This is a genomic window from Streptomyces sp. NBC_00122 (genome assembly GCF_045160845.1).
GTDB lineage: Bacteria > Actinomycetota > Actinomycetes > Streptomycetales > Streptomycetaceae > Streptomyces.
Map to the genome: position 1 here is coordinate 4867512 of NZ_CP108191.1, position 21593 is coordinate 4889104.

15 protein-coding genes are annotated in these 21593 nt (G+C 72.8%); 10 read left to right on the plus strand and 5 right to left on the minus strand.

What is annotated here, in order from left to right; translation table 11 throughout:
* Positions 1-116: 116 nt before the first annotated feature.
* Positions 117-2276, minus strand: a complete 2160-nt coding sequence (locus tag OG737_RS23090) for a RecQ family ATP-dependent DNA helicase (RefSeq protein ID WP_405678202.1) — start codon at positions 2274-2276, stop codon at positions 117-119.
* A 123-nt stretch (positions 2277-2399) separates the two neighbouring features.
* Here OG737_RS23090 and OG737_RS23095 point away from each other — a divergent pair, with 123 nt between their 5' ends.
* From OG737_RS23095 to OG737_RS23125, 7 genes are all read left to right on the plus strand, one after another.
* Positions 2400-3665 carry a DUF4192 domain-containing protein gene (locus tag OG737_RS23095; RefSeq protein WP_328928028.1) on the plus strand — a complete coding sequence of 422 codons (1266 nt, stop codon included), beginning with the start codon at positions 2400-2402 and terminating at the stop codon, positions 3663-3665.
* Positions 3666-3874: 209 nt separating this feature from the next.
* Positions 3875-5863, plus strand: a complete 1989-nt coding sequence (locus OG737_RS23100; protein ID WP_405678198.1) for a glycogen debranching N-terminal domain-containing protein — start codon at positions 3875-3877, stop codon at positions 5861-5863.
* Positions 5864-5932: 69 nt separating this feature from the next.
* Complete coding sequence (locus tag OG737_RS23105) at positions 5933-6679, plus strand: NUDIX domain-containing protein (RefSeq protein WP_328928030.1); 747 nt, start codon at positions 5933-5935, stop codon at positions 6677-6679.
* Positions 6680-6827: 148 nt separating this feature from the next.
* On the plus strand, positions 6828-8630 hold the full coding sequence (locus tag OG737_RS23110) for an ATP-binding cassette domain-containing protein (RefSeq protein ID WP_405921924.1): 1803 nt from the start codon (positions 6828-6830) through the stop codon (positions 8628-8630).
* Positions 8631-8766: 136 nt separating this feature from the next.
* Positions 8767-9708, plus strand: coding sequence for a FadR/GntR family transcriptional regulator (locus OG737_RS23115; protein ID WP_328928032.1), 942 nt, complete (start codon positions 8767-8769; stop codon positions 9706-9708).
* 355 nt (positions 9709-10063) lie between these two features.
* A complete protein-coding gene (locus OG737_RS23120) occupies positions 10064-11665 on the plus strand; it encodes an RNA polymerase sigma factor (RefSeq protein ID WP_328928033.1) in 1602 nt (533 codons plus the stop codon).
* A gap of 110 nt (positions 11666-11775) precedes the next feature.
* Positions 11776-12702 (plus strand): serine protease, encoded by a 927-nt coding sequence (locus tag OG737_RS23125; protein WP_328928034.1) that lies wholly within the window; start codon positions 11776-11778, stop codon positions 12700-12702.
* Positions 12703-12822: 120 nt separating this feature from the next.
* Here OG737_RS23125 and OG737_RS23130 read toward each other — a convergent pair whose 3' ends face one another.
* Positions 12823-13059 (minus strand): hypothetical protein, encoded by a 237-nt coding sequence (locus tag OG737_RS23130; RefSeq protein ID WP_215019552.1) that lies wholly within the window; start codon positions 13057-13059, stop codon positions 12823-12825.
* Positions 13060-13506: 447 nt separating this feature from the next.
* Between OG737_RS23130 and OG737_RS23135 the strand changes: the two genes are divergently transcribed.
* From OG737_RS23135 to OG737_RS23145, 3 genes are all read left to right on the plus strand, one after another.
* Positions 13507-15627: a DNA topoisomerase IV subunit B gene (locus OG737_RS23135; protein WP_328928035.1), complete on the plus strand. Its 2121-nt coding sequence runs from the start codon at positions 13507-13509 to the stop codon at positions 15625-15627.
* Between the two features lie 155 nt (positions 15628-15782).
* A complete protein-coding gene (locus tag OG737_RS23140; protein WP_328928036.1) occupies positions 15783-16268 on the plus strand; it encodes a DUF485 domain-containing protein in 486 nt (161 codons plus the stop codon).
* The gene (locus OG737_RS23145; protein ID WP_405921925.1) at positions 16265-17857 is read left to right on the plus strand and encodes a cation acetate symporter; all 1593 of its coding nucleotides are present in this window, start codon (positions 16265-16267) and stop codon (positions 17855-17857) included. The genes OG737_RS23140 and OG737_RS23145 overlap by 4 nt, the downstream gene beginning before the upstream one ends.
* A 6-nt stretch (positions 17858-17863) precedes the next feature.
* On the opposite strand, the gene OG737_RS23150 is transcribed toward OG737_RS23145, so the two are convergent.
* The 3 genes from OG737_RS23150 to OG737_RS23160 form a co-directional block, all read right to left on the minus strand.
* On the minus strand, positions 17864-18562 hold the full coding sequence (locus OG737_RS23150) for a response regulator (protein ID WP_405678192.1): 699 nt from the start codon (positions 18560-18562) through the stop codon (positions 17864-17866).
* Positions 18559-20160 carry an ATP-binding protein gene (locus OG737_RS23155; RefSeq protein ID WP_405921926.1) on the minus strand — a complete coding sequence of 534 codons (1602 nt, stop codon included), beginning with the start codon at positions 20158-20160 and terminating at the stop codon, positions 18559-18561. The genes OG737_RS23150 and OG737_RS23155 overlap by 4 nt, the downstream gene beginning before the upstream one ends.
* A gap of 176 nt (positions 20161-20336) precedes the next feature.
* Positions 20337-21560, minus strand: coding sequence for a citrate synthase (locus OG737_RS23160; RefSeq protein ID WP_328928040.1), 1224 nt, complete (start codon positions 21558-21560; stop codon positions 20337-20339).
* Between the last annotated feature and the right edge of the window lie 33 nt (positions 21561-21593).

Genomic DNA, 21593 nt, shown 5'->3' on the forward strand with positions numbered 1-21593 from the left:
TCCAATTCTCGCGTGGCCCCGGAGCATGCGGCAACGAGCAATTGACGCCGCCGACCGGAATTCGCCGGTATGCCGTTCATATCCTTGCCCCGCCACGCCGAAGATGACTCATTCGGCTACGGCTGGACCGCCAGTACCAGTGGGAGCACCCCCTTCGCGCCCGCCCGGCGCAGCAGCCGAGCGGCCACGGCGAGGGTCCATCCGCTCTCCGCTCGGTCGTCCACGAGGAGAACCGGCCCTGACGCCTCGGCCAATGTCGCCGCGAGGGCCGGGGGCACGGTCAAGGCCTGGTGGAGCCCCCGCACCCGCTGGGCGCTGTTGGAGGAGGGCAGACCGTACTCCGGTACCTGGTCCGTGTACGCGACCGTCCCGAGCAGCGGCATCCTCCCCACCTCGGCGATGCGTGCGGCCAGCGAACCGACCAGCTGGGGGCGGCTTCGCGAGGGCAGCGCGACCACGCCCACCGGCCGGGCCGGGGCGTCCGGCTCCCCCGAGGCCCAGCCGCCGGGGCCGCGGGCCCAGTCGGCGAGGACGGCCACCACGGCCTGTGCGACGTCGTCGGGAACGGGCTGGTCCGGACTCTGCGGGGCGAGCATCGGGCGCAGCCGGTTGCCCCAGCCGATGTCGGACAGCCGGCCCAGTGCCCGGCCGGTGGCGGCCTGCTCCCCGGCCGGGATGCGGCCCTTGAGGTCGACGCCGACGGCCGTGAGCCCGGTCGGCCACATCTTGCGCGGTTCCAGCTCCACGCCCGGGCGGCCGAGTTCGCCGCGTGCGGTGTCCAGCGCGGTGGTGGAGACGTCCGCGGTGAACCGGGCCCCGGCACAGTTGTCGCAGCGGCCGCACGGCGCGGCTTCCTCGTCGTCGAGTTGGCGGCGCAGGAACTCCATCCGGCACGCCGTGGCCGCCGCGTAGTCGCGCATGGCCTGCTGCTCCGCGGCTCGCTGGCGGGCCACCCACGCGTAGCGCTCGGCGTCGTACGCCCACGGCTCGCCGGTCGAGGTCCAGCCGCCCTTGACCCGGTGCACGGCCCCGTCCACGTCCAGCACCTTGAGCATGGTCTCGAGCCGGGTGCGCCGCAGGTCGACCAGCGGCTCCAGCGCGGGCAGCGACATCGGCCGGCCCGCCTGGGCCAGAACGTCGAGGGTGCGGCGCACCTGCTCCTCGGGCGGGAAGGCCACCGAGGCGAAGTACTGCCAGATCGCCTCGTCCTCCCGGCCGGGCAGGAGCAGGACCTCGGCGTGCTCCACACCGCGGCCGGCGCGGCCGACCTGCTGGTAGTAGGCGATGGGGGAGGAGGGGGAGCCCAGGTGCACGACGAAGCCGAGGTCGGGCTTGTCGAAGCCCATGCCGAGGGCGGAGGTGGCGACCAGCGCCTTGACCCGGTTGGCCTGGAGGTCGTCCTCGGCCTGCTGGCGGTCGGCGTTCTCCGTCTTCCCGGTGTACGAGGCGACCGTGTGCCCGCGGTGGCGCAGGTACGCGGTGACCTCCTCGGCCGCCGCGACGGTCAGCGTGTAGATGATCCCGGAGCCGGGCAGCTCGCCCAGGTGGTCGGCGAGCCAGGCCAGCCGGTGTGCCGCGTCGGGCAGGGTCAGCACCGCCAGGCTCAGGCTTTCGCGGTCCAGCGGGCCGCGCAGGACCAGTGCGTCCGTGCCGGCGCCTGTACCGAGCTGCTCCGCGACGTCGGCCGTCACACGGGCGTTGGCCGTCGCGGTCGTGGCCAGCACCGGGACGCCCGGCGGGAGGTCGGCGAGCATCGTGCGCAGCCGCCGGTAGTCGGGACGGAAGTCGTGGCCCCAGTCGGAGATGCAGTGGGCCTCGTCCACGACGAGCAGACCGGTGGCGGCGGACAGTTTGGGGAGCACCTGGTCGCGGAAGTCCGGGTTGTTCAGCCGTTCCGGGCTCACCAGCAGGACGTCGACCTCGCCCGACGCGACCTCGGCCTGGATTCCCTCCCATTCCTCGGGATTGGCGGAATTGATGGTGCGGGCGCGGATCCCCGCGCGGGCGGCGGCCTCGACCTGGTTGCGCATCAGGGCGAGGAGCGGGGAGACGATCACGGTGGGACCGGCGCCGCTCGCACGCAGCAGCGAGGTGGCGACGAAGTACACCGCGGACTTGCCCCAGCCCGTGCGCTGTACCACCAGCGCCCGCCGCTTGTGCGCGACGAGGGCCTCGATCGCCCGCCACTGGTCCTCGCGCAGCCGCGCGGTTCCCGTGGGATCGCCCACGAGGCGGGCTAGTACGGAGTCGGCCGAGGACCTCAGGTCTGCGTTCATGCCCCCATGCAACCCGATGGCTCCGACATAGCGCCAATGCCGCTCTGAGCCTGTGGATGTTGAGCGGTCAAATGGTTATCCACAGGGCTTTCGGGATCGGATCACGCACGGGATCTTCGGGACATGACGAACAACCACGAATCGCGCACCCCGTCCGGCCAGCCGTCCATCAGCTCGGCCGGATCCACCTCGGACTCCCGGATCACTCTGCGCAGCCCGGCCGAGCTGGCCGACGCCCTGCCCTACATGCTCGGCTTCCACCCCACGGACTCCCTGGTCATGGTCGCCGTGCACGGCGATGGCGGGCGGTTCGGCGGCCGGCTGCGCGTCGGCATCCCGGCAACCCCCGCGGAATGGGAGGACACCGCACGGCAGGTCGCCGACTGCCTGATCCGCGGCAGCGAGCGGCGCGGGAGCAAGCCCGACGGCATCGTCGTCTTCCTCTGCCAGGAGCCGCAGGGAGAGGAGAGCGGCCGGCGGGTGATGACCCGGCTGCGGCCGCTCGCCCAGCGGATCCGGCTGGCCTGCGGCGCGCTGGACGTGCCCGTTCTGGAGGCCCTGTGCCTCTCCGCGGGCCGGTTCTGGTCCTACGTATGCCCCGACGAGCGCTGCTGCCCGGCCGAAGGCAGCCCGCTGGCCGCGGTCGGCACCTCCGTGATGGCCGCCGCGGCCACCTTCGCCGGGCTCCAGGTCCGGGGCTCCCTCAAGGACATCGAGGGCCGGCTGGCGCCGCTGCGCGGGGCTGTCGCCGCGGAGATGGAGAGCGCCCTGGACCGGGCGGCAGCCGCCCTGGTACCGAAGATCCTCGACGGGGCCACCCGGGAGGAGGTCGGCGCCGAGACCCTCACGCTGGCCCGTTCCCTGATGCGGCGGATGACCCTCGCGCCGCCCGTGGAGGGAGGTCCCCACGCCGATGACTGGGACGACGCGCTGCTCGGCCACGACGAGGCCGCCTCAGTGATCCTCGGCCTCCAGGACCGTGAGATCAGGGACATCGCGGCCGAGTGGATGGAGGACGAGGAGGCAGCGCCCGCCCTGCGGCTGTGGCGGGCCCTGGCCCGGCGCTGTGTCGGGGCGTACGGCGAACACGCGGCGGCCCCGCTCACCCTCGCGGGCTGGGTCTCCTGGTCCACCGGGGACGAGCCGACCGCCCGGATCGCCCTCGGACTTGCCTTGCAGGCAGACGGCGAATACCGCTTCGCCCAACTGCTCCACCACGCCTGCAACGAGGGCATCGACCCCGAGGGACTGCGGCAATGCCTGCGGGAAGAACGGCGGCGCCGCGAGCCCCGGCCGGGGCGGCGGACCGCGGGTACCCGTCCCCCCGGCCGCCGCGGCAAGGCGGCTCCCCGCCGTGAGCCCCGCCGCACCGCGGGGAGCGGGCAGTGAGCCCGCTGCGGCCCCGGCACGGGACCCGGGTGCGGCGGCTGCGAAGGGCCCTGGGCGCGGTCCTGAGGCGGCCGCCCCGTCCCGGGCGTGCGCGGTCGGCGGTACGGCCCGTGACCCGGGCGGGGGTGGGGACGTTCAGTTGTGGGGCGGTGGGGGACCGGCCGCGCCGCCGCCCAGCCGAACCGACCGGAGCGCAGACAAGGCGACGCATGTCTCACCCCGCACCCTCCCGACCACCCGGCGTGCCTGCCGCCCGCAGGTCCGAGCCACCGCCGGTGCACGGCGCCGTCATCTGCGTCGCGGCGCCCTGCCTGGTCATCTCGCCGGAGCACGGCCAGCTGACGGGGCGGGGGATCGACGGCATCTACCGTTCCGGGCGGCGGCTGCTCTCCCGGTGCGTGCTGCGCGTCGGCGGGCGGGAACCGGTGGCCGTCCAGGGGCGCAGCCTCGGCGCGGACCGTGCCGCCTTCACCGCCACGGTGCGCACCGGTGCCGAGCCCGGCCCCGATCCGGACGTCGGCGTGGAACGGGTCCGGCACGCGGACGGCACCGAGCGGATCACGCTGCGCAGCTTCACGGCCCGGCCGCTGCGCCTGTCCGTGGAGGTCCTGCTCGGCACGGACCTGGCGGAACTGGCCGCCGTGGCCGCCGGCCGGGCCGGGCCGGAGCTGCCCGCCGCGGTGCATGCCGCCGGGCTGCGCTGGAGCACCGGCGACGCCGAGGCGGTCACCGCCGCCGATCCGTCTCCGGACGACGCGCTGGCCTCCTCCGGGCTGCTGCGCTGGCAGCTCGAACTCGGTCCCGGTGAGTCCCGCACCATCGAGCTGCGGACCACCCAGGACCGCGTCGTCCGGGCTCCGGCGGGCCAGGTGGCCAATCCGCTCGCCGCCGCCCGGGCCGAAGGGGACGACCCGAGAGCCGAGGCGTGGTTCCGGACCGGCGTCGAGGACCTCGGGGCGCTGCTCCTGAGGGATCCCGCCGAGCCGGGCGACTCCTTCGCGGCAGCGGGGGTGCCATGGCGCCTGGGGCTGGCCCCGGCGGAGTCCCTGTGGGCCGCCCGGATGGCACTGCCGCTCGGGACCGGACTGGCCGCGGCCACCCTGCGGATCCTGGCCCGCAACCAGAGCGACGGGCGCGGGCCCGACGCGGGGAAGATCCCGGGACCCCTGCGGGGGGCGGGCCCGCAGCTCCCCCCGGGGTGCACGGGCACGGAGGCGACCCTGGCCTTCCCGGCGGTGCTCGCCGAGGCCCGGCTCTGGGGGATGCCGGAGGAGGAGGTGGACCGGCTGCTCCCCGCCGCCGAGCGGTGCCTCGACTGGCTGCGGGGCGCCCTGGGCGAGGACGGCTTCCTGGCCGATCCAGACCCGGGGCCGCGGCGCTGCGAGACCCAGGCCCACGCCCACCGGGCCGCGCTGCTCGGCGCGGACCTCCTCGCCGCACGCGGTCGGCCCGACGCCGAGGAGTGGCGGCAGTGGGCGGCCGCGCTGCGGGAGCGGTTCCGGGCCGAGTTCTGGATCGACGGCCCGGACGGGGGGCGGCCCGCGGCGGCCCTGCATCCCGACGGCCGGCCGCTGCCCCGGCTGACGGGGGCCGCCGCCCACCTGCTCGACACCGGCCTCCTCAGCGGCGGCCGGCTCGCCCCGGGGCTTCTGGACCGGGTCCGCACCGAGCAGCTGGCCCGACTGCTCGGCGCGCCCGCCATGGACTCCGGGTGGGGGCTGCGGAGCATGGCGGCCAGGGAACCGGGTCACAACCCGTTCGGCCACCGATCCGGCGCGGTGCGCGCGTACGAGAGCGCCGTGGCGGTGGCCGGACTGGCCCAGGCGGGCTTCGAGAAGGAGGCCACCGGCCTGCTCCGGGGCCTGCTGGACGCGGCGGAGAGCTTCGGGTACCGACTGCCGGAGATGTTCGCGGCCGAGCAGCGCACCTCCGGCAGCGCTCCGATTCCGCACCCGGCGGCCTGTCGCCCGGCCGCGGTGGCCGCCGCGGCCGGGATCCACGTCCTGACAGCCCTCGCCGGGATCCGCCCCGACGCCCCTGCGGGGACGGTCGCCCTCGCCCCCCTCCCCGGCGCACCGCTCGGTGCGCTGCGCCTCTCCGGCCTGCGTGTGTCGGGGGAGCCCTTCGCGGTCCGGATCAGCCGGCTGGGCCTCGGCATGGTGGAGGAGGCGGCCGATGCGCTCGTACTGGGGGGCTAGCCTCCACTCCAGCGTCTTCAAGGTCACCAAAGCGCTGTTTATCGTCAGGCAGACGACTATGATCGCGGCATGTCGCCCTACGACCCGTCGGCCTTTCCGCCCTTCGCCGTCACCGTCGACCTGGTCGTGCTCACCGTACGGCGCCACGCGCTCTGCGCGCTGGTCGTCCGGCGGGGTGAGCAGCCGTTCCAGGGGCGCTGGGCGCTGCCCGGCGGATTCGTGCGCGGAGACGAGGACCTGGCGGCGGCCGCCGCCAGGGAACTCTCCGAGGAGACCGGGCTGTGCGCGCACGACCCCGCCGTGCCGGGCGTGGGCAACGGGGCCCATCTCGAACAGCTGGCCACTTACGGTGATCCGAAGCGGGATCCGCGGATGCGTGTCGTCAGCGTGGCGCATCTGGTGCTCGCTCCCGACCTGCCTGCGCCCCGGGCCGGCGGAGATGCCAACAGCGCCCGCTGGGCCCCCGTCGACGAGCTGCTGGAATCCGAGGACCAGGCGTTCGCGGGGCTCGCCTTCGACCACGCCCGGATCCTCGACGACGGTGTGGAGCGGGCCCGTTCGAAGATCGAGTACTCCTCCCTCGCCACCGCCTTCTGCCCGCCCGAGTTCACCGTCGGCGAGCTGCGCCGGGTCTACGAGGCCGTCTGGGGCGTGGCCCTCGATCCACGGAACTTCCACCGCAAGGTCACCGGGACCCCCGGGTTCCTGGTGCCGGCCGGAGGGACGACGACCCGTCAGGGTGGGCGCCCCGCCCAGCTGTTCCGCGCGGGCGGGGCCACCCTGCTCAACCCGCCGATGCTGCGTCCGGAAGTCTGACGCCGAGCCGACGGTCCCGGCTTCCGTTCCGAAGGCAATATCGGCATTCCATCGGACCGGTTGCGCCGTAAATCGGACATATCGCGCTATCTTGCTTGCGGTACTCACCCTGCCGCAGAGCGGTCTCACCCCCCCCGCGAGAGAAGCGATGCTCCAGGCAATCGGACTCACCAGCACATCCCGCCCCGACACCCGGCCCCTCGTGGACGACCTCTCGTTCGAGGCCCGCCCGGGGAGCGTGACCGCCCTGCTCGGCGAGCCGGGATCGGGCAAGACCACCGCGCTGCGGCTCATGCTCGAACTCGAACCGGGCCGCGGCGTCACCTACTTCCGCGGCCGTCCGCTGCACCGGATCCCGCATCCGAGCCGTGAGGTCGGCGTGCTGCTCGGCGACGTCCCCGGCAACCCTGCGCGCACCGTGCGAAACCAGCTGCGGATGCTCTGCGCCGCCGCAGGTGTGCCGGCCTCCCGGGCCGACACCATGCTGGACGTCGTCGGTATCGCGGGCCTGCGGGACCAGCGGCTCGGCTCGCTCTCTCTGGGCATGGAGCGACGGGTCGCGCTGGCCGCGGCGCTGCTCGCCGACCCCTGCACCCTGCTCCTGGACGAGCCTACGGCCGGTCTGTCCCCACGTGAACGCGGCTGGTTGCACGGGCTGCTGCGCGGCCACGCCTCGCTCGGCGGAGCGGTGCTCTTCACCACCGACGACGCCAAAGAGGCGGCCCGCAGCGCCGACCGGGTCGTCAGCATCGAGGCGGGCCGCCTCGTCGCCGACCAGGACGCCGCGGAGTTCGCCCGGACCCGGCTGCGGCCGCGCGTCGCCGTGCGCACCCCGCACGCTGCCCGGCTGGCCGACGTGCTGGGCCGGGAGGCCCGGGCGGCCCAGCGTGCCATGGAGATCGTGGCGGAGAGCGGCAGCCGCCTGTCGGTGTACGGCAGCAACTGTGCCGAGGTCGGCGAGGCGGCGTTCCGGCACGGGGTGCTCGTCCACCAGCTCGCCGACGAGACCGGAGACGCAGGCGCTCCCACGCCGCCCGTCCCGCGCGCCCGCGCCGAGGCCGCCGGAGCCCAGCCCGCCTCCGCCTCCGGCGAAGCCCCGGGCGAGGTGTCTGACGAGCCCCCCGGCGGACGGCCGCCGCGCGCCCGGTCCGGGCGGCCCGCATCCGCGGTGCGCCGCGTCGGCGGACCACTGCGGCCGCTGCGCTACGAGCTGCTCCGGGTCTTCGGGACCGCCACCCCCGCCCTCACCACCGCGCTCGTCGTCGCCGTCTCCGTCCTGACCACCCTGGTGCTGGCCCGGGCCGGGCACACCCCGCAGAACCGGCTGCTCGCCGCATGGCCCGAGCAGCTGCCGCTACCGCCCGCGGCCCTCGGCGCCGGCCTGCTCGGCGCCCTGGCCTTCGGCGAGGAGTACCGCTACCCCGCGCTCGCCGCCGATCGGGGCACCGTGCCCCGCCGGATGGGACTCCTCGCGGCCAAGCTCGGCGTCTGCGCCCTGCTCGCGCTGCTGCTGGGCGCCCTCGTGGTGGTGGCCGACGCCGGCGCCCTGGCGCTCGTCTTCGACAGCGGCCCGCTGCGCACCCCGGCGCGATGGCTCTCCCCGGCCGTGAGCTGGGCCGGGCTGCTCATCGGCTGCGCCTGGGCCGGCGTACTTGCCTCCGGTGTCTTCCGGTCCGCCACCGCAGGCCTGGCCGCGGTGCTCGCCGTACCGGTGATGGTGGTGCCGCTGGTGCGCAAGGTACTGGAAGGCCCCTCCGCGTACCCGGTCACCGGACTCGGGCCCCGGCTGCGGGCTCTCACCCGGGTGCAGTGGCCGCCCGAGGCGGACCGCCTGATCCTGGGGGCCTTGCGGGTGATGGCCCAACCCGTCGGCACCGCCCTGGTGTTGTCGCTGATGGTCCTGTTGTGCGCCTATGGGTTCACCGGACTGCGCAGCAGGGTCCGTTGGTGATCGTTTCGGTGCGTACCGGGCCCGGACGGGACCGTTGAAGTCCGCGTCGCGTGACGCGGACCGCAACTCCCCGCAAAAGGCCCGGTTCTTTACGATAAGTCGTCAATTGAGTAGGTGGCACCGATCACCCTTTCGTGTGCTTTTCACCAAAGACCTCAAGGGCGATCGAGGCGCGGCCGACAAAGGATTCGTGAGTACCCTTGCGCACACCATGATGACCGCCGCCCGCCATGCCGACTCCGGCCTCGCCGGCCCGGGCGAACTCGACCGCTACCCCTACGCGGAGGCCCCCGGGCCCGACCGCGTCGGAGCGCCCCGCTGGGACGGCGCCGACGTCGAGTTGAGCCGGGTCGGCCGCCGCGCGGCAGGCAGCCGCGGCCGCGGACTGCACGGCCAACTCGTCCAGCAGCTCGGCCAGATGATCGTCTCCGGCGATCTCGGAGCGGACCGCCCGCTGGTCCCCGAGGAGATCGGCCAGCGCTTCGAGGTCTCCCGCACCGTCGTCCGCGAATCGCTGCGGGTCCTGGAGGCCAAGGGTCTCGTCAGCGCCCGCCCGAACGTCGGCACGCGGGTCCGTCCGGTCGCCGACTGGAACCTCCTCGACCCCGACATCATCGAATGGCGCGCCTTCGGCCCCCAGCGCGACGACCAGCGCCGCGAGCTCGGGGAGCTCCGGTTGACCATCGAGCCGCTCGCCGCCCGCCTCGCCGCCGGTCACGGCCGCCCGGACATCCAGCAGCGCCTCGCCGACATGGTCGAGATCATGGGCCACGCCCTCGGCCAGGGGGACTCGATCACCTTCGCCCGCGCCGACAACGAGTTCCACGCACTCCTCATCCAGGTCGCCGGCAACCGGATGCTGGAGCACCTCTCCGGCATCGTCTCCGCCGCGCTCCAGGTCTCCGGCAGCCCGGTCACCGCCTGCGACCGCCCGAGTGAGGCCTGCGTCGCGCACCACGCGCGGATGGTCGAGGCCCTCGCCGCGGGTGACGCGACGGGCGCCGAGAACGCCATGCGTCAGCTCTTGACGGTGCATCCGGAGGTCGAGCGCGTGGTCCCCGCCCCGCGCGAGCACTGACGGGCGGACGCGCGGGGGCGCGGGGGTGCACGACGTGTCGCCGGACCCCGTCGGGTCCGGCGACACGGGGATGCGGCGCCCCGTTCCGGCCCCGCCGGAACCATGCGTATGACCCTATGACCGGCATTGGCTCATACGGGGTGTGACTCGGGCCACGAAGATTGGGCGTAACGCTCCGCGACGTCACGCGATGACCTAAGAGGTGATGGCCGACGGAGGGAAGACAGCAGCCCTTGCGGGTGCTGTGCAGCTCCCCGGCCCCTGCCCGCGCCCCCGGCCCATCCCCAGTCGGTGGTCGTCGGCTCCGGTCCAGCACCAGGCCGGGGTCGGAAGCCGTTCCCATCGTTCCGAGAGGTTGTTCGTGTCGGCCAGCACATCCCGTACGCTCCCGCCGGAGATCGCCGATTCCGAGTCTGTGATGGCGCTCATCGAGCGGGGCAAGGCCGAGGGGCAGATCGCCGGCGATGACGTGCGTCGGGCCTTCGAGGCTGACCAGATTCCTGCGACCCAGTGGAAGAATGTTCTGCGCAGCCTCAACCAGATCCTCGAGGAAGAGGGTGTGACGCTGATGGTCAGTGCCGCGGAGTCGCCCAAGCGCACCACCCGCAAGAGCGTCGCAGCGAAGAGCCCGGCCAAGCGGACCGCCACCGAGCCGGTGGCCAAGAAGACGGCGGCGAAGACGACGGCAGCGCAGCCCGTGGCCACCGCGGACGCCGCGGCCCCGGCGGCCGGGACGGCGGACCCGGAGATCGCGGACGCCCTCGCGCAGGAGCCCGGAACGGAGCCCGCCGCGAAGAAGACGGCGGCGAAGAAGACGGCGGCCAAGAAGGCCGCGCCCGCCAAGAAGGCCGCCGCCAAGAAGACGGCGGCGAAGAAGACCGCCTCCAAGAAGGACGCCGACGCGGCCGGTGACGAGGAGACCCCGGACGAGGGTCCCGACGCCGTCAAGGCCGAGGCCGACGAAGAGGAGGAGGGCGGCGAGAACAAGGGCTTCGTCATCTCCGACGACGAGGACGACGCCCCCGCTCAGCAGGTGGTCGTCGCCGGCGCCACCGCCGACCCGGTCAAGGACTACCTCAAGCAGATCGGCAAGGTCCCCCTCCTCAACGCCGAGCAGGAGGTCGAGCTCGCCAAGCGCATCGAGGCGGGTCTGTTCGCCGAGGACAAGCTGGCGAACTCCGACAAGCTGGCGCCCAAGCTCAAGCGCGAGCTGGAGATCATCGCCGAGGACGGCCGCCGCGCGAAGAACCACCTGCTGGAGGCCAACCTCCGCCTCGTGGTCTCCCTCGCCAAGCGCTACACCGGCCGCGGCATGCTCTTCCTGGACCTGATCCAGGAGGGCAACCTGGGCCTGATCCGCGCCGTCGAGAAGTTCGACTACACCAAGGGCTACAAGTTCTCCACCTACGCGACGTGGTGGATCCGGCAGGCGATCACCCGCGCCATGGCCGACCAGGCCCGCACCATCCGCATCCCGGTGCACATGGTCGAGGTCATCAACAAGCTCGCCCGCGTCCAGCGCCAGATGCTCCAGGACCTGGGCCGCGAGCCCACCCCGGAGGAGCTGGCCAAGGAACTCGACATGACCCCCGAGAAGGTCATCGAGGTCCAGAAGTACGGCCGCGAGCCGATCTCCCTGCACACCCCGCTCGGCGAGGACGGCGACAGCGAGTTCGGCGACCTGATCGAGGACTCCGAGGCCGTCGTCCCGGCCGACGCCGTGAGCTTCACGCTCCTGCAGGAGCAGCTGCACTCGGTGCTAGACACCCTGAGCGAGCGCGAGGCCGGCGTGGTGTCGATGCGCTTCGGCCTCACGGACGGCCAGCCCAAGACCCTCGACGAGATCGGCAAGGTCTACGGGGTCACCCGTGAGCGGATCCGCCAGATCGAGTCGAAGACGATGTCGAAGCTGCGCCACCCGTCCCGCTCCCAGGTGCTGCGCGACTACCTCGACTGACCGGCAGAGGGTCCGGCGGCGATGCCGACGGCGGTGGCCGCGCGGGTGCGCACGGCCACCAGGCATCCCACTCTGGGTGGAGTCATGCACACTCGGAGTCAGGAGGCCTCATGCGTCGTCCCTTTGCCCGTGCTCTGGCGGGAGCGCTGACCCTGGCGGCGGGAGCGGCCGCGGCCCCGCTGGCCCAGGTGCCGCAGGCGGCCGCGGACAGCGTGGTGATCGGCGGGAAGCCGGTGAAGGTGGCCGACAGTCCCTGGGTCGTGGCCCTCGCCAGCCGTGACCGGTTCGGGGGTACGCGGGGCGGGCAGTTCTGCGGGGGCGTCATCGTGGCACCGGCGAAGGTGCTGACCGCCGCCCACTGCCTGGGGCACGAGGTGCTGGGCGGCCCCGTCGAGTCGGTCGAGGACTTCCGGGTGATCGCCGGGCGTACGGAGCTGCGGGCGACCGACGGCCAGGAGATCGCGGTGCGCTCGGCCCGGGTGAACCCGGACTACGACCCGCGCAGCAACGCCGGGGACCTAGCCGTACTGGAACTCGCCGAAGCCGTGCCGGCGCACTACGTACTCCCCATGGCGGGAGCGGGGCACCCCGCCTACGAGGCGGGGACCGAGGCGGCCGTGTACGGCTGGGGCGACACCAGCGGATTCGGTGACTACGCGTACGCGCTGCGCGCCGCTCCGGTGACCGTTCTGTCGGACGAGGTCTGCGGGCGGGCCTACCCCGGGGACGCCGACGGGCAGTACCGCGCGGATTCCATGGTGTGCGCGGGCGACGACGGGGGCGGCAAGGACGCCTGCCAGGGCGACAGCGGGGGACCGCTGGTGGCGCAGGGGCGGCTCATCGGCCTGGTGTCGTGGGGACGCGGCTGCGGGCGCGCCGACAGCCCGGGGGTGTACACGCGGATTGCGCCGTTCGCCGACTTCGTGACAGGCCCGCAGAGGGCCGCGCAGCCCGCGAAGGCCCAGGATGTCGCGGTCGGCACCCGGAGGGCGTACGAGGCGGGTGCAGGGCCCGTGCAGGGGCCTCGCACGCAGTAGCCCCCGTACCGGCTCCGGGTGTGGACATGAGGACGGGCGGCATCCCTGGGTCGCAGGGGTGCCGCCCGTCGACCGGCCTGGCCGGTCCTGGCTCGTCGGATGCGAGGTGCAGGCCTTGTGTCAGCGGTCCTCGGGTTCGGCGGCATTGGCAGCCGGAGCGGACGTGAGCCGCTCGGTTTCATCCTGTATTTCTGCGGCGATCTTCTTGAGTTCCGGCTCGAACTTGCGACCGTGGTGGGCGCAGAAGAGCAGTTCACCGCCGCTCAGCAGGACGACGCGCAGATATGCCTGGGCGCCGCAACGGTCGCATCGGTCAGCGGCCGTCAGCGGGGTCGCGGGTGTCAGAACAGTAGTCACGTCGCCTCTTCTCTAGCTCGACGAGCTGTCGTACCAGGGTCAACATCCAACCAGGCCGAAAACGTTCCCGCTCGCGGCTTTTCCTCGAAACTTCCTTCCGAAGCTGGCCGGCTGCTGCCGGTTGGCGGCGAAGGAGCCGTATTGCGTTGCTTTACGGTTTCGCGTTGTCAGTCGTTCGCTTGTTGCAGTTCCATCCTCCCCGGCGTGAGTGCCAGGTTGTTCATGAGGACGTGCCCGAACCCTAAATGGTTCATGCCTGGAAGGGAACGTGATGTTTGCTTCACCCCCCGGGGGGATCGAACATCCGTGCGGATCTGGACTAGGCTGAGGAACGCGCGAGGGTGGCGTTGCATCGGCTCTACCTGGCCTCGGTACCCTTCGACCGGCAACCGAGCCACCCCTGCGCCCGACCGGGCCAGAAAAGAAATTCAGCGAGGAGCGAACTGCGTGACCGCCGACACGTCCGTGCCTTCCAGCGCGCTGCTGTCCGGAGCAGACCGGGACGGTTCCAACTACACCGCGCGGCACCTGCTCGTCCTCGAAGGGCTGGAGGCCGTCCGCAAGCGCCCCGGCATGTATATCGGCTCGACCGACAGCCGGGGCCTCATGCACTGCCTCTGGGAGATCATCGACAATTCCGTCGACGAGGCCCTGGGCGGCTACTGCGACCACATCGAGGTGATCCTCCACGAGGACTCCTCCGTGGAGGTCCGCGATAACGGCCGCGGCATCCCCGTGGACGTCGAGCCCAAGACCGGCCTGTCCGGCGTCGAGGTCGTCATGACCAAGCTGCACGCCGGCGGAAAGTTCGGCGGCGGCTCGTACGCGGCCTCAGGCGGCCTGCACGGCGTGGGCGCCTCCGTGGTCAACGCCCTCTCCGCCCGCCTGGACGTCGAGGTCGACCGGGGCAGCTCCACCCACGCCATCAGCTTCCGCCGCGGCGTCCCCGGGATGTTCACCGAGCAGGGCCCCGACAGCCCCTTCGACCCCGCCAACGGCCTGCGCAAGGTCAAGCGCATCGCCAAGGGGAAGACCGGCACCCGCGTCCGCTACTGGGCCGACCGCCAGATCTTCCTCAAGGACGCCCGGCTCGGCCTGGAGACGCTCTACCAGCGCGCCCGCCAGACCGCCTTCCTCGTCCCCGGCCTGACCCTGGTCGTCCGCGACGAGCGGGGCATCGACGGCGCCGGCAAGACCGAGGAGACCTTCCGTTTCGACGGCGGCATCAGCGAGTTCTGCGAGTACCTCGCCCAGGACAAGGCCGTCTGCGACGTGCTGCGCCTGACCGGCACGGGCACCTTCAAGGAGACCGTCCCGGTCCTCGACGACCGCGGCCACATGACCCCCACCGAGGTCACCCGTGAGCTCGGCGTGGACATCGCCCTGCGCTGGGGTACGGGGTACGAGACCAACGTCAAGTCCTTCGTGAACATCATCGCCACCCCCAAGGGCGGCACCCACGTCTCCGGCTTCGAGCGCTCGGTCGCCAAGACCGTCAACGAGGTGCTGCGCTCGGCCAAGCTGCTGCGAGTCGCCGAGGACGACGTGGTCAAGGACGACGCGATGGAGGGCATGACGGCCGTCGTCACCGTCCGCCTCGCCGAGCCGCAGTTCGAGGGCCAGACCAAGGAGGTGCTCGGCACCTCGGCGGCCACCAGGATCGTCGCCGCCGTGGTCGCCAAGGAGCTCAAGGCCTTCCTGACCTCCACCAAGCGGGACGACAAGCAGCAGGCCCGCTCCGTGATGGAGAAGATCGTCGCGGCCGCCCGGACCCGGATCGCGGCCCGCCAGCACAAGGAGGCGCAGCGCCGCAAGACCGCGCTGGAGTCTTCCTCGCTCCCCGCCAAGCTGGCCGACTGCCGTAGCGACGACGTGGAGCGCAGCGAGCTCTTCATCGTCGAGGGCGACTCCGCCCTCGGCACCGCCAAGCTCGCCCGGAATTCGGAATTCCAGGCGCTCCTGCCGATCCGCGGCAAGATCCTCAATGTCCAGAAGTCGTCGGTCTCGGACATGCTCAAGAACGCCGAGTGCGGGGCGATCATCCAGGTCATAGGAGCCGGCTCGGGCCGGACCTTCGACATCGACGCGGCCCGGTACGGAAAGATCGTCCTGCTCGTCGACGCCGATGTGGACGGCGCGCACATCCGCTGCCTGCTGCTGACCCTGTTCCAGCGGTACATGCGCCCGATGGTCGAGGCGGGCCGGGTCTTCGCGGCGGTGCCGCCGCTGCACCGGATCGAGCTGGTCCAGCCGAAGAAGGGCCAGGACAAGTACGTCTACACGTACTCGGACAACGAACTGCGCCAGACCCTGCTGGAGTACCAGCGCAAGAACATCCGGTACAAGGACTCGATCCAGCGGTACAAGGGCCTCGGCGAGATGGACGCGGACCAGCTGGCGGAGACCACCATGGACCCCCGCTTCCGCACCCTGCGCAGGATCAACATCGGCGACCTGGACTCGGCCGAGACGGTCTTCGACCTGCTCATGGGCAATGAGGTGGCCCCGCGCAAGGAGTTCATCACGAGCTCCGCGGCCACCCTGGACCGCTCGCGCATCGACGCCTGAGCGGGCAGGAGGCCCGTCCGGTTCCACGGCATACCGGTGCTCTTCGTTCCATCACCTGAAGGAGTGAAGAGCACCGGGACATCAGTCCGGAAAGCGACCATTGAGCCCATCCTTGGGGGCGCGCGGCCAATGCGGCAGCGGACAAGGAGAGTTCGGTGGACAAGCACGATGGTCGTGATACCGGAACGATCCGGTTGGACGACCCCTGGTACGACGCGCTGGCCGTCGGCTGGGGCGAGGGTGAGGAAACGGCCCCGCCGCGCCCGGCCTTCGGCGACCGCCCCGCGCCAGGCGCATCCGACATCTACCTCGAAGTGCAGCGCAGCGCAGCATTCCAGGAGGTCCGCAGCCGCTACCGCAGGTTCGTCGTCCCCGCGACCGCCGGCTTCTTCCTCTGGTACGTCGCCTACGTGGTCGCCGCCACCGCGGCGCCCGGCCTCATGGCCCGGCCCGTGGCGGGCGCGGTCAACGTGGCCATGCTGGCGGGGCTCGCCCAGTTCCTCAGCACCTTCCTGCTGACCTGGGCCTACGCCCGCCACGCGCGGCTGCGCCGGGACCGGGCCGCGCTGGACCTGCGCTGGACCGTCTTCGAGCAGGAGCGCGACCAGGTGCGGAACCGGGCGAGGGAGGCCGGCCGGTGACCACGGAACACCAGGCCCTCGCGCTGGTCCTGTTCAGTGTCTTCATCGCGGTGACCCTGGGCATCACCACCTGGGTCAGCCGGAACCGGCACGGGTCGGCCGAGGAGTTCTACGCGGGCGGGCGGCTGTTCTCCCCCCTGGAGAACGGTTTCGCTATCGCGGGCGACTACATGTCCGCCGCCTCCTTCCTCGGCATTTCGGGGTTGATCGCCCTCTTCGGCTACGACGGCCTGCTGTACTCGGTGGGGTTCCTCGTCGCCTGGCTGGTGGTGCTGTTCCTGGTCGCCGAACTGGTCCGCAACTGCGGGCGCTTCACCCTCGCCGACGTGGTCGCCGCCCGGATGAGCGAGCGGCCGGTGCGCATCGCGGCGGGCACCTCGTCGGTGGTCGTCTCCGTGCTCTACCTCGTCGCGCAGATGGTCGGCGCGGGCAGTCTGGTCGCCCTGCTCCTCGGCAATTCGAGCGCCGCGGCCCGGACGCTCACCGTGGTCGGCGTCGGCGCCCTGATGGTGGTCTACGTGTCCTTCGGGGGGATGCGGGCCACGACCTGGATCCAGATCGTGAAGGCCGTGCTGCTGATGGGCGGGGCGATCACGCTGACCGTGCTCGTCCTCCTGCGCTTCCACGGGAACTTCGACCAGCTGCTCACGACCGCCGCCGGCCGGAGCGGGCACGGCCTGCGGTTCCTGAGTCCCGGCCTCAAGTACGGCGGGGGCTGGACCGCCCGCGTGGACTTCATGAGCCTCGGTCTCGCACTGGTCCTGGGCACCGCCGGACTGCCGCACATCCTGTCGCGCTTCTACACCGTGCCCACCGCGCGGGCGGCGCGCCGCTCGGTGGTGTGGGCGATCGCGCTGATCGGCGGCTTCTACCTGATGACCATCGTGCTCGGCTTCGGGGCGGCGGCGCTCCTGGGCCCCGACGAGGTGCGGGCTTCCAACGCCTCCGGGAACACGGCCGTTCCGCTGCTCGCCGCCTTCCTCGGCGGCGGCGCCGACTCGGCGGGGGGCGCGGTGCTGTTCGCGTTCGTGGCCGCCATCGCCTTCGCCACGATCCTTGCGGTCGTCGCCGGGATCACCCTGGCCTCGTCGGCCTCCGTCGCCCACGACCTCTACGCCTCCCTCAAGAGGCGCCACGCCAGGCAGCGCAGCGAGGTCTCCGTGGCCCGGGCCGCGGCCGTCGGCATCGGGGCGGTGGCGATCGCCCTGGGGCTGCTCGCCCAGGACCTCAATGTGGCGTTCCTGGTGGGCCTGGCCTTCGCGGTGGCCGCCTCGGCCAATCTGCCGGTGCTGCTGTACTCGCTGTTCTGGCGCGGCTTCACCACGCGGGGAGCCGTCTGGTCGGTGTACGGCGGCCTGATCCCGGCGGTGCTGCTGGTCGTCCTCTCGCCGGTGGTGTCGGGGAGCCCCGAATCGCTCTTCCCGGGCGTGGACTTCCAGTACTTCCCGCTGCAGAACCCGGGCATCGTCTCCATTCCGCTGGGCTTCCTGGCGGGCTGGCTGGGTACCGTCACCTCCGTCGAGGAGGCCGACGAGCGCAAGCACGCGGAGACCGAGGTGCGCTCGCTGACCGGCGCCGGAGCGGTGTGAGCCCGTTCAGGACCCGTCCGACGGGAGCCAGGTGTAGCGGTGCTCGGGGCGGCCGGTCTCGCCGTAGCGCAGGGCCAGGCTGACGCGCCCGGAGCGTTCGAGGAGCTTGAGGTAGCGCTGGGCGGTCTGGCGGCTGATGCCCGCGCGGTCGGCGATCTGCTGGGTGGACAGCGGGCCGTCGGCGGAGCGCAGGACCTGGCGGACCAGTTCCGCGGTGGTGGGCGAGTGGCCTTTGGGCAGGTCGTTCGGGGATCCGGCGGCGGCGAGGGCGCCGAAGATCCGGTCCACCTCGGCCTGTTCGGCCTCGCCGCCCGTCTCCAGGGTGCGGCGCAGCGTTCCGTACGCCTCCAGCTTCGTGCGCAGGCCGGCGAAGGTGAAGGGCTTGACCAGGTACTGGAGGGCGCCGAGGCGCATGGCGGCCTGGACGGTGGCCAGGTCGCGCGCGGCCGTGACCATGATCACGTCGGTGCGGTGGCCGAGCTGGCGCAGGCGGCGCACCAGATCGAGGCCGTTCTCGTCCGGGAGGTAGTGGTCGAGGAGGATCAGGTCCACCGGGCGGGAGGTGAGGAAGTCGAGGGCCTCGGCCGCCGAATGGGCCTGCGCCGTCACCTGGAATCCGGGAACCTTCGCCACGTACGCCGCGTTGATCCGGGCAACACGCATGTCGTCGTCGACGACCAATACGTGGATCGGGGTCTCGTTCATCGCAGGGCCTCCGGGAGTACGACGGAGAACTCCGCCCCTCCGTCCGCTGTCTCGCCGGCCCGGGCGCTGCCGCCCTGCCGCTCCGCGAGGCGGCGTACGAGGGCGAGGCCCAGCCCGCGCTCGCGGTGGGCCTTGGGCTGCTTGGTCGACCAGCCTTCCGTGAAGATCTCCTCGCGGCGCGCGGCAGGGACCCCGGGGCCGCTGTCGCGCACGAGGAGCACGGCCGTGCGTCCTTCGGCGCGCAGCTCCACCTCGACCAGGGGCGCCGTCGAACCGGCCGCGGCGTCCAGGGCGTTGTCCACCAGGTTGCCGAGGATCGTGACGAGGCCGCCCGGGTCCACGACCCGGTCGGGCAGGAGCGTGGCCGAGGCCAGCCGCAGGGGGACGCCTCGCTCCGCGGCCACCGTCGCCTTGCCTACGAGGAGGGCCGCCAGCAGCGGGTCGTGGACCTTCTCGGTGACCTGTTCGGCGGTGGTGCGGTGCACCCCGACGACCTCGGTCACGAACTCCACCGCCTCCTCGTGCAGGCCCAGCTCCAGCAGGCCGAGGAGGGTGTGGAGGCGGTTGGCGTGTTCGTGGTCCTGGGCGCGAAGGGCGTCGATCAGGCCCCGGGTGGAGTCGAGCTCGCGTCCCAGGTGCTCCAGTTCGGTGCGGTCGCGCAGGGTGGCGACGGCGCCGCCGTCCTCGGTGGGCATCCGGTTCGCGACCAGGACCCGCGGGCCCTGGACGGTGACCAGGTCCCGGCCGGTGACGCGGCCCGACAGGACGTCGGCGGTGCGCCCGGCGCCGAGTACGTCGTCCAGCGGGCGTCCGGCGAGGGAGCCGGCACAGTCCGCCGTGAGGCCGAGCAGCCGGTGGGCCTCGTCGTTGACCAGCCGGACCCGGCCCTCCCGGTCGAGAGCGATCACGCCTTCGCGGATGGAGTGCAGCATCGCCTCGCGTTCGGCGAGCAGCCCGGCGATGTCGGAGAAGGCCAGGTCGCGGGTCTGCCGATGGATCCTGCGGGACAGCAGGTAGGCGGCGAGGGCGCCCGCGGCCAGCGCACCGCCCGCGTAGGCGAGCAGGCCCGGGATGGCGCCGAGCAGCCGGTCGCGGACACTGTCGTAGGCGATGCCGACCGATACCGCGCCGACGATCTCGCCGTCGGCGGCCAGGAGCGGGACCTTGCCGCGGGCCGAGCGGCCCAGGGTGCCCTCGTCGATCTCCATGACCTCGCGTCCGGCCAGGGCGTCGCTGGGGTCGGTGGAGACGGGCAGCCCGATCCGTCCGGGGCTGGGATGCGACCGCCGGATGCCGTTCAGATCGATGACGACCACGTACTCGGCGCCCGTGGCCCGGCGGATCCGCTCGGCCGAGGACTGTACGGGGCTGTCGGCGGAAGCGCGGGAATCCAGGAGGTCTGCGGCCAGCGAGGGGTCGGCCGCGGCGCTCTGCGCGATGGCCAGGGCGCGCCGCATGGCCTGGTCGTCGAGCTGCGTGCTCAGCGGAGCCAGGAACAGCCCGGTGGCCAGCGTGACGACCCCGCCTGCGATGGCCAGCTGGGTCAGCAGGATCTGCGAGACGGCCCGTCTGGGCAGCCCGAGGCGCCGAGCGCTCATGAGGAGGAACCGCATGAGCAGCAACGGTAGGTCGGCTCCGGCAAAAGCGGAATCTGTATCGTGCACGCGAAACGCTTGCGTTATTTGTGTCGGCTTGCGTAAGTGAGTGACAGTGGCATGGACGTGCGGTCAGGGCACTCGCTGCGCCATGCCCCCGGTGGATCTGGGCCAGCCCGTCACGGCATCGGCTGCGGCGGGCGCGGCCCCTGGTATTCGCCGCTCGGCCGCATCCGCAGGGGCCGCTCCTGGTACTCCTCCAGCGCGTGCGCGATCCAGCCCGCCGTGCGCGCCACCGCGAAGACCGTTTCGCCGGCCTCCGCCTCCATCCCGCACGACACCGTCAGCACCGCCAGCGCGAGGTCCACGTTGGCGTGCAGCCCGCCCTGCCGCGCCATCACCGCGGACACCTCGCGCGCCGCGGCCAGTGCGGGGCCCGCATGCGCCAGGCCTTCCAGCCGCCCGAACAGCGCCGCCGCGCGGGGGTCCTCGCCCCGGTACAGCCGGTGGCCGAGCCCCGGCACCCGGCGCCCCGCCCGCAGGTACTCCGCCACCACCGGGGCGGCTCCGCCCCGCTCCAGGACCTCCACCAGCATCCGGTGCGCCAGCCGCCCGGCCGCGCCGTGCAGCGGTCCCTCCAGCGCGCCGAGTCCGGCCGATACCGCCGCGTACGGATGGGCCCGCGCCGACGCGGCCACCCGTACCGCCAGGGTGGAGGCGGCCAGATCATGGTCGGCGAGGAGCCCCAGCGCCAGGTCCAGGACGGCCAGTGCGTCCGGGTCCGGCTCCCGCTCGGTCAGCCGCGCCCACAGTTGCCGGGCCGTCCGGCCGTCGCCGGCCCACGGGGCGGGCCCGACCACGGGCAGGGCGCCGACCAGCGTGGGGATGAGGCAGCGCGCGGAGCCGAGTACGGCTTCCTCCGAAAGGTCGAAGCGCAGGGGATCGGCCACCGCGGCGGCGGCGACCGCCACCCGCAGCCGGTCCACGGGACCGCTGTGTGCCGGCAGGGCGGCCACCGCCCGCCGCGCCGCGGCGAGCGGCTCCGGGGGAGCGGTGAACCGGGCCCCGCGCGGGAGCGTTCCGGTCCAGAGCCACTCCGCGACCTCTTCGAAGGCGTACCGCGAGGCCAGTTCCACGGCGTCCACGCCCCGGAAGTAGTAGCGGTCCGGCTCGATCAGCGTGAGGGCCGTCCGTACGGCGAGCTCCCCGGCCGGGGCCGCCGCCTCCCGCCGACTGCGCCGGGCCAGCTCCTCCACCTCGCGCGCGTCGAAGCTGCTGCCGCGCCCGACCGGGTCCCGTCGGCTCGTGAGCTGGCCCCGGCTGACGTAGGCGTACACGGTCGCGGGCTTCACCCCGAGCAGCTCGGCGGCCTGCCGGGTGGTGAGCCGTCGCTCTTCGTTCATGCACGCCACCCTACATATGTTGATTCAATCAAG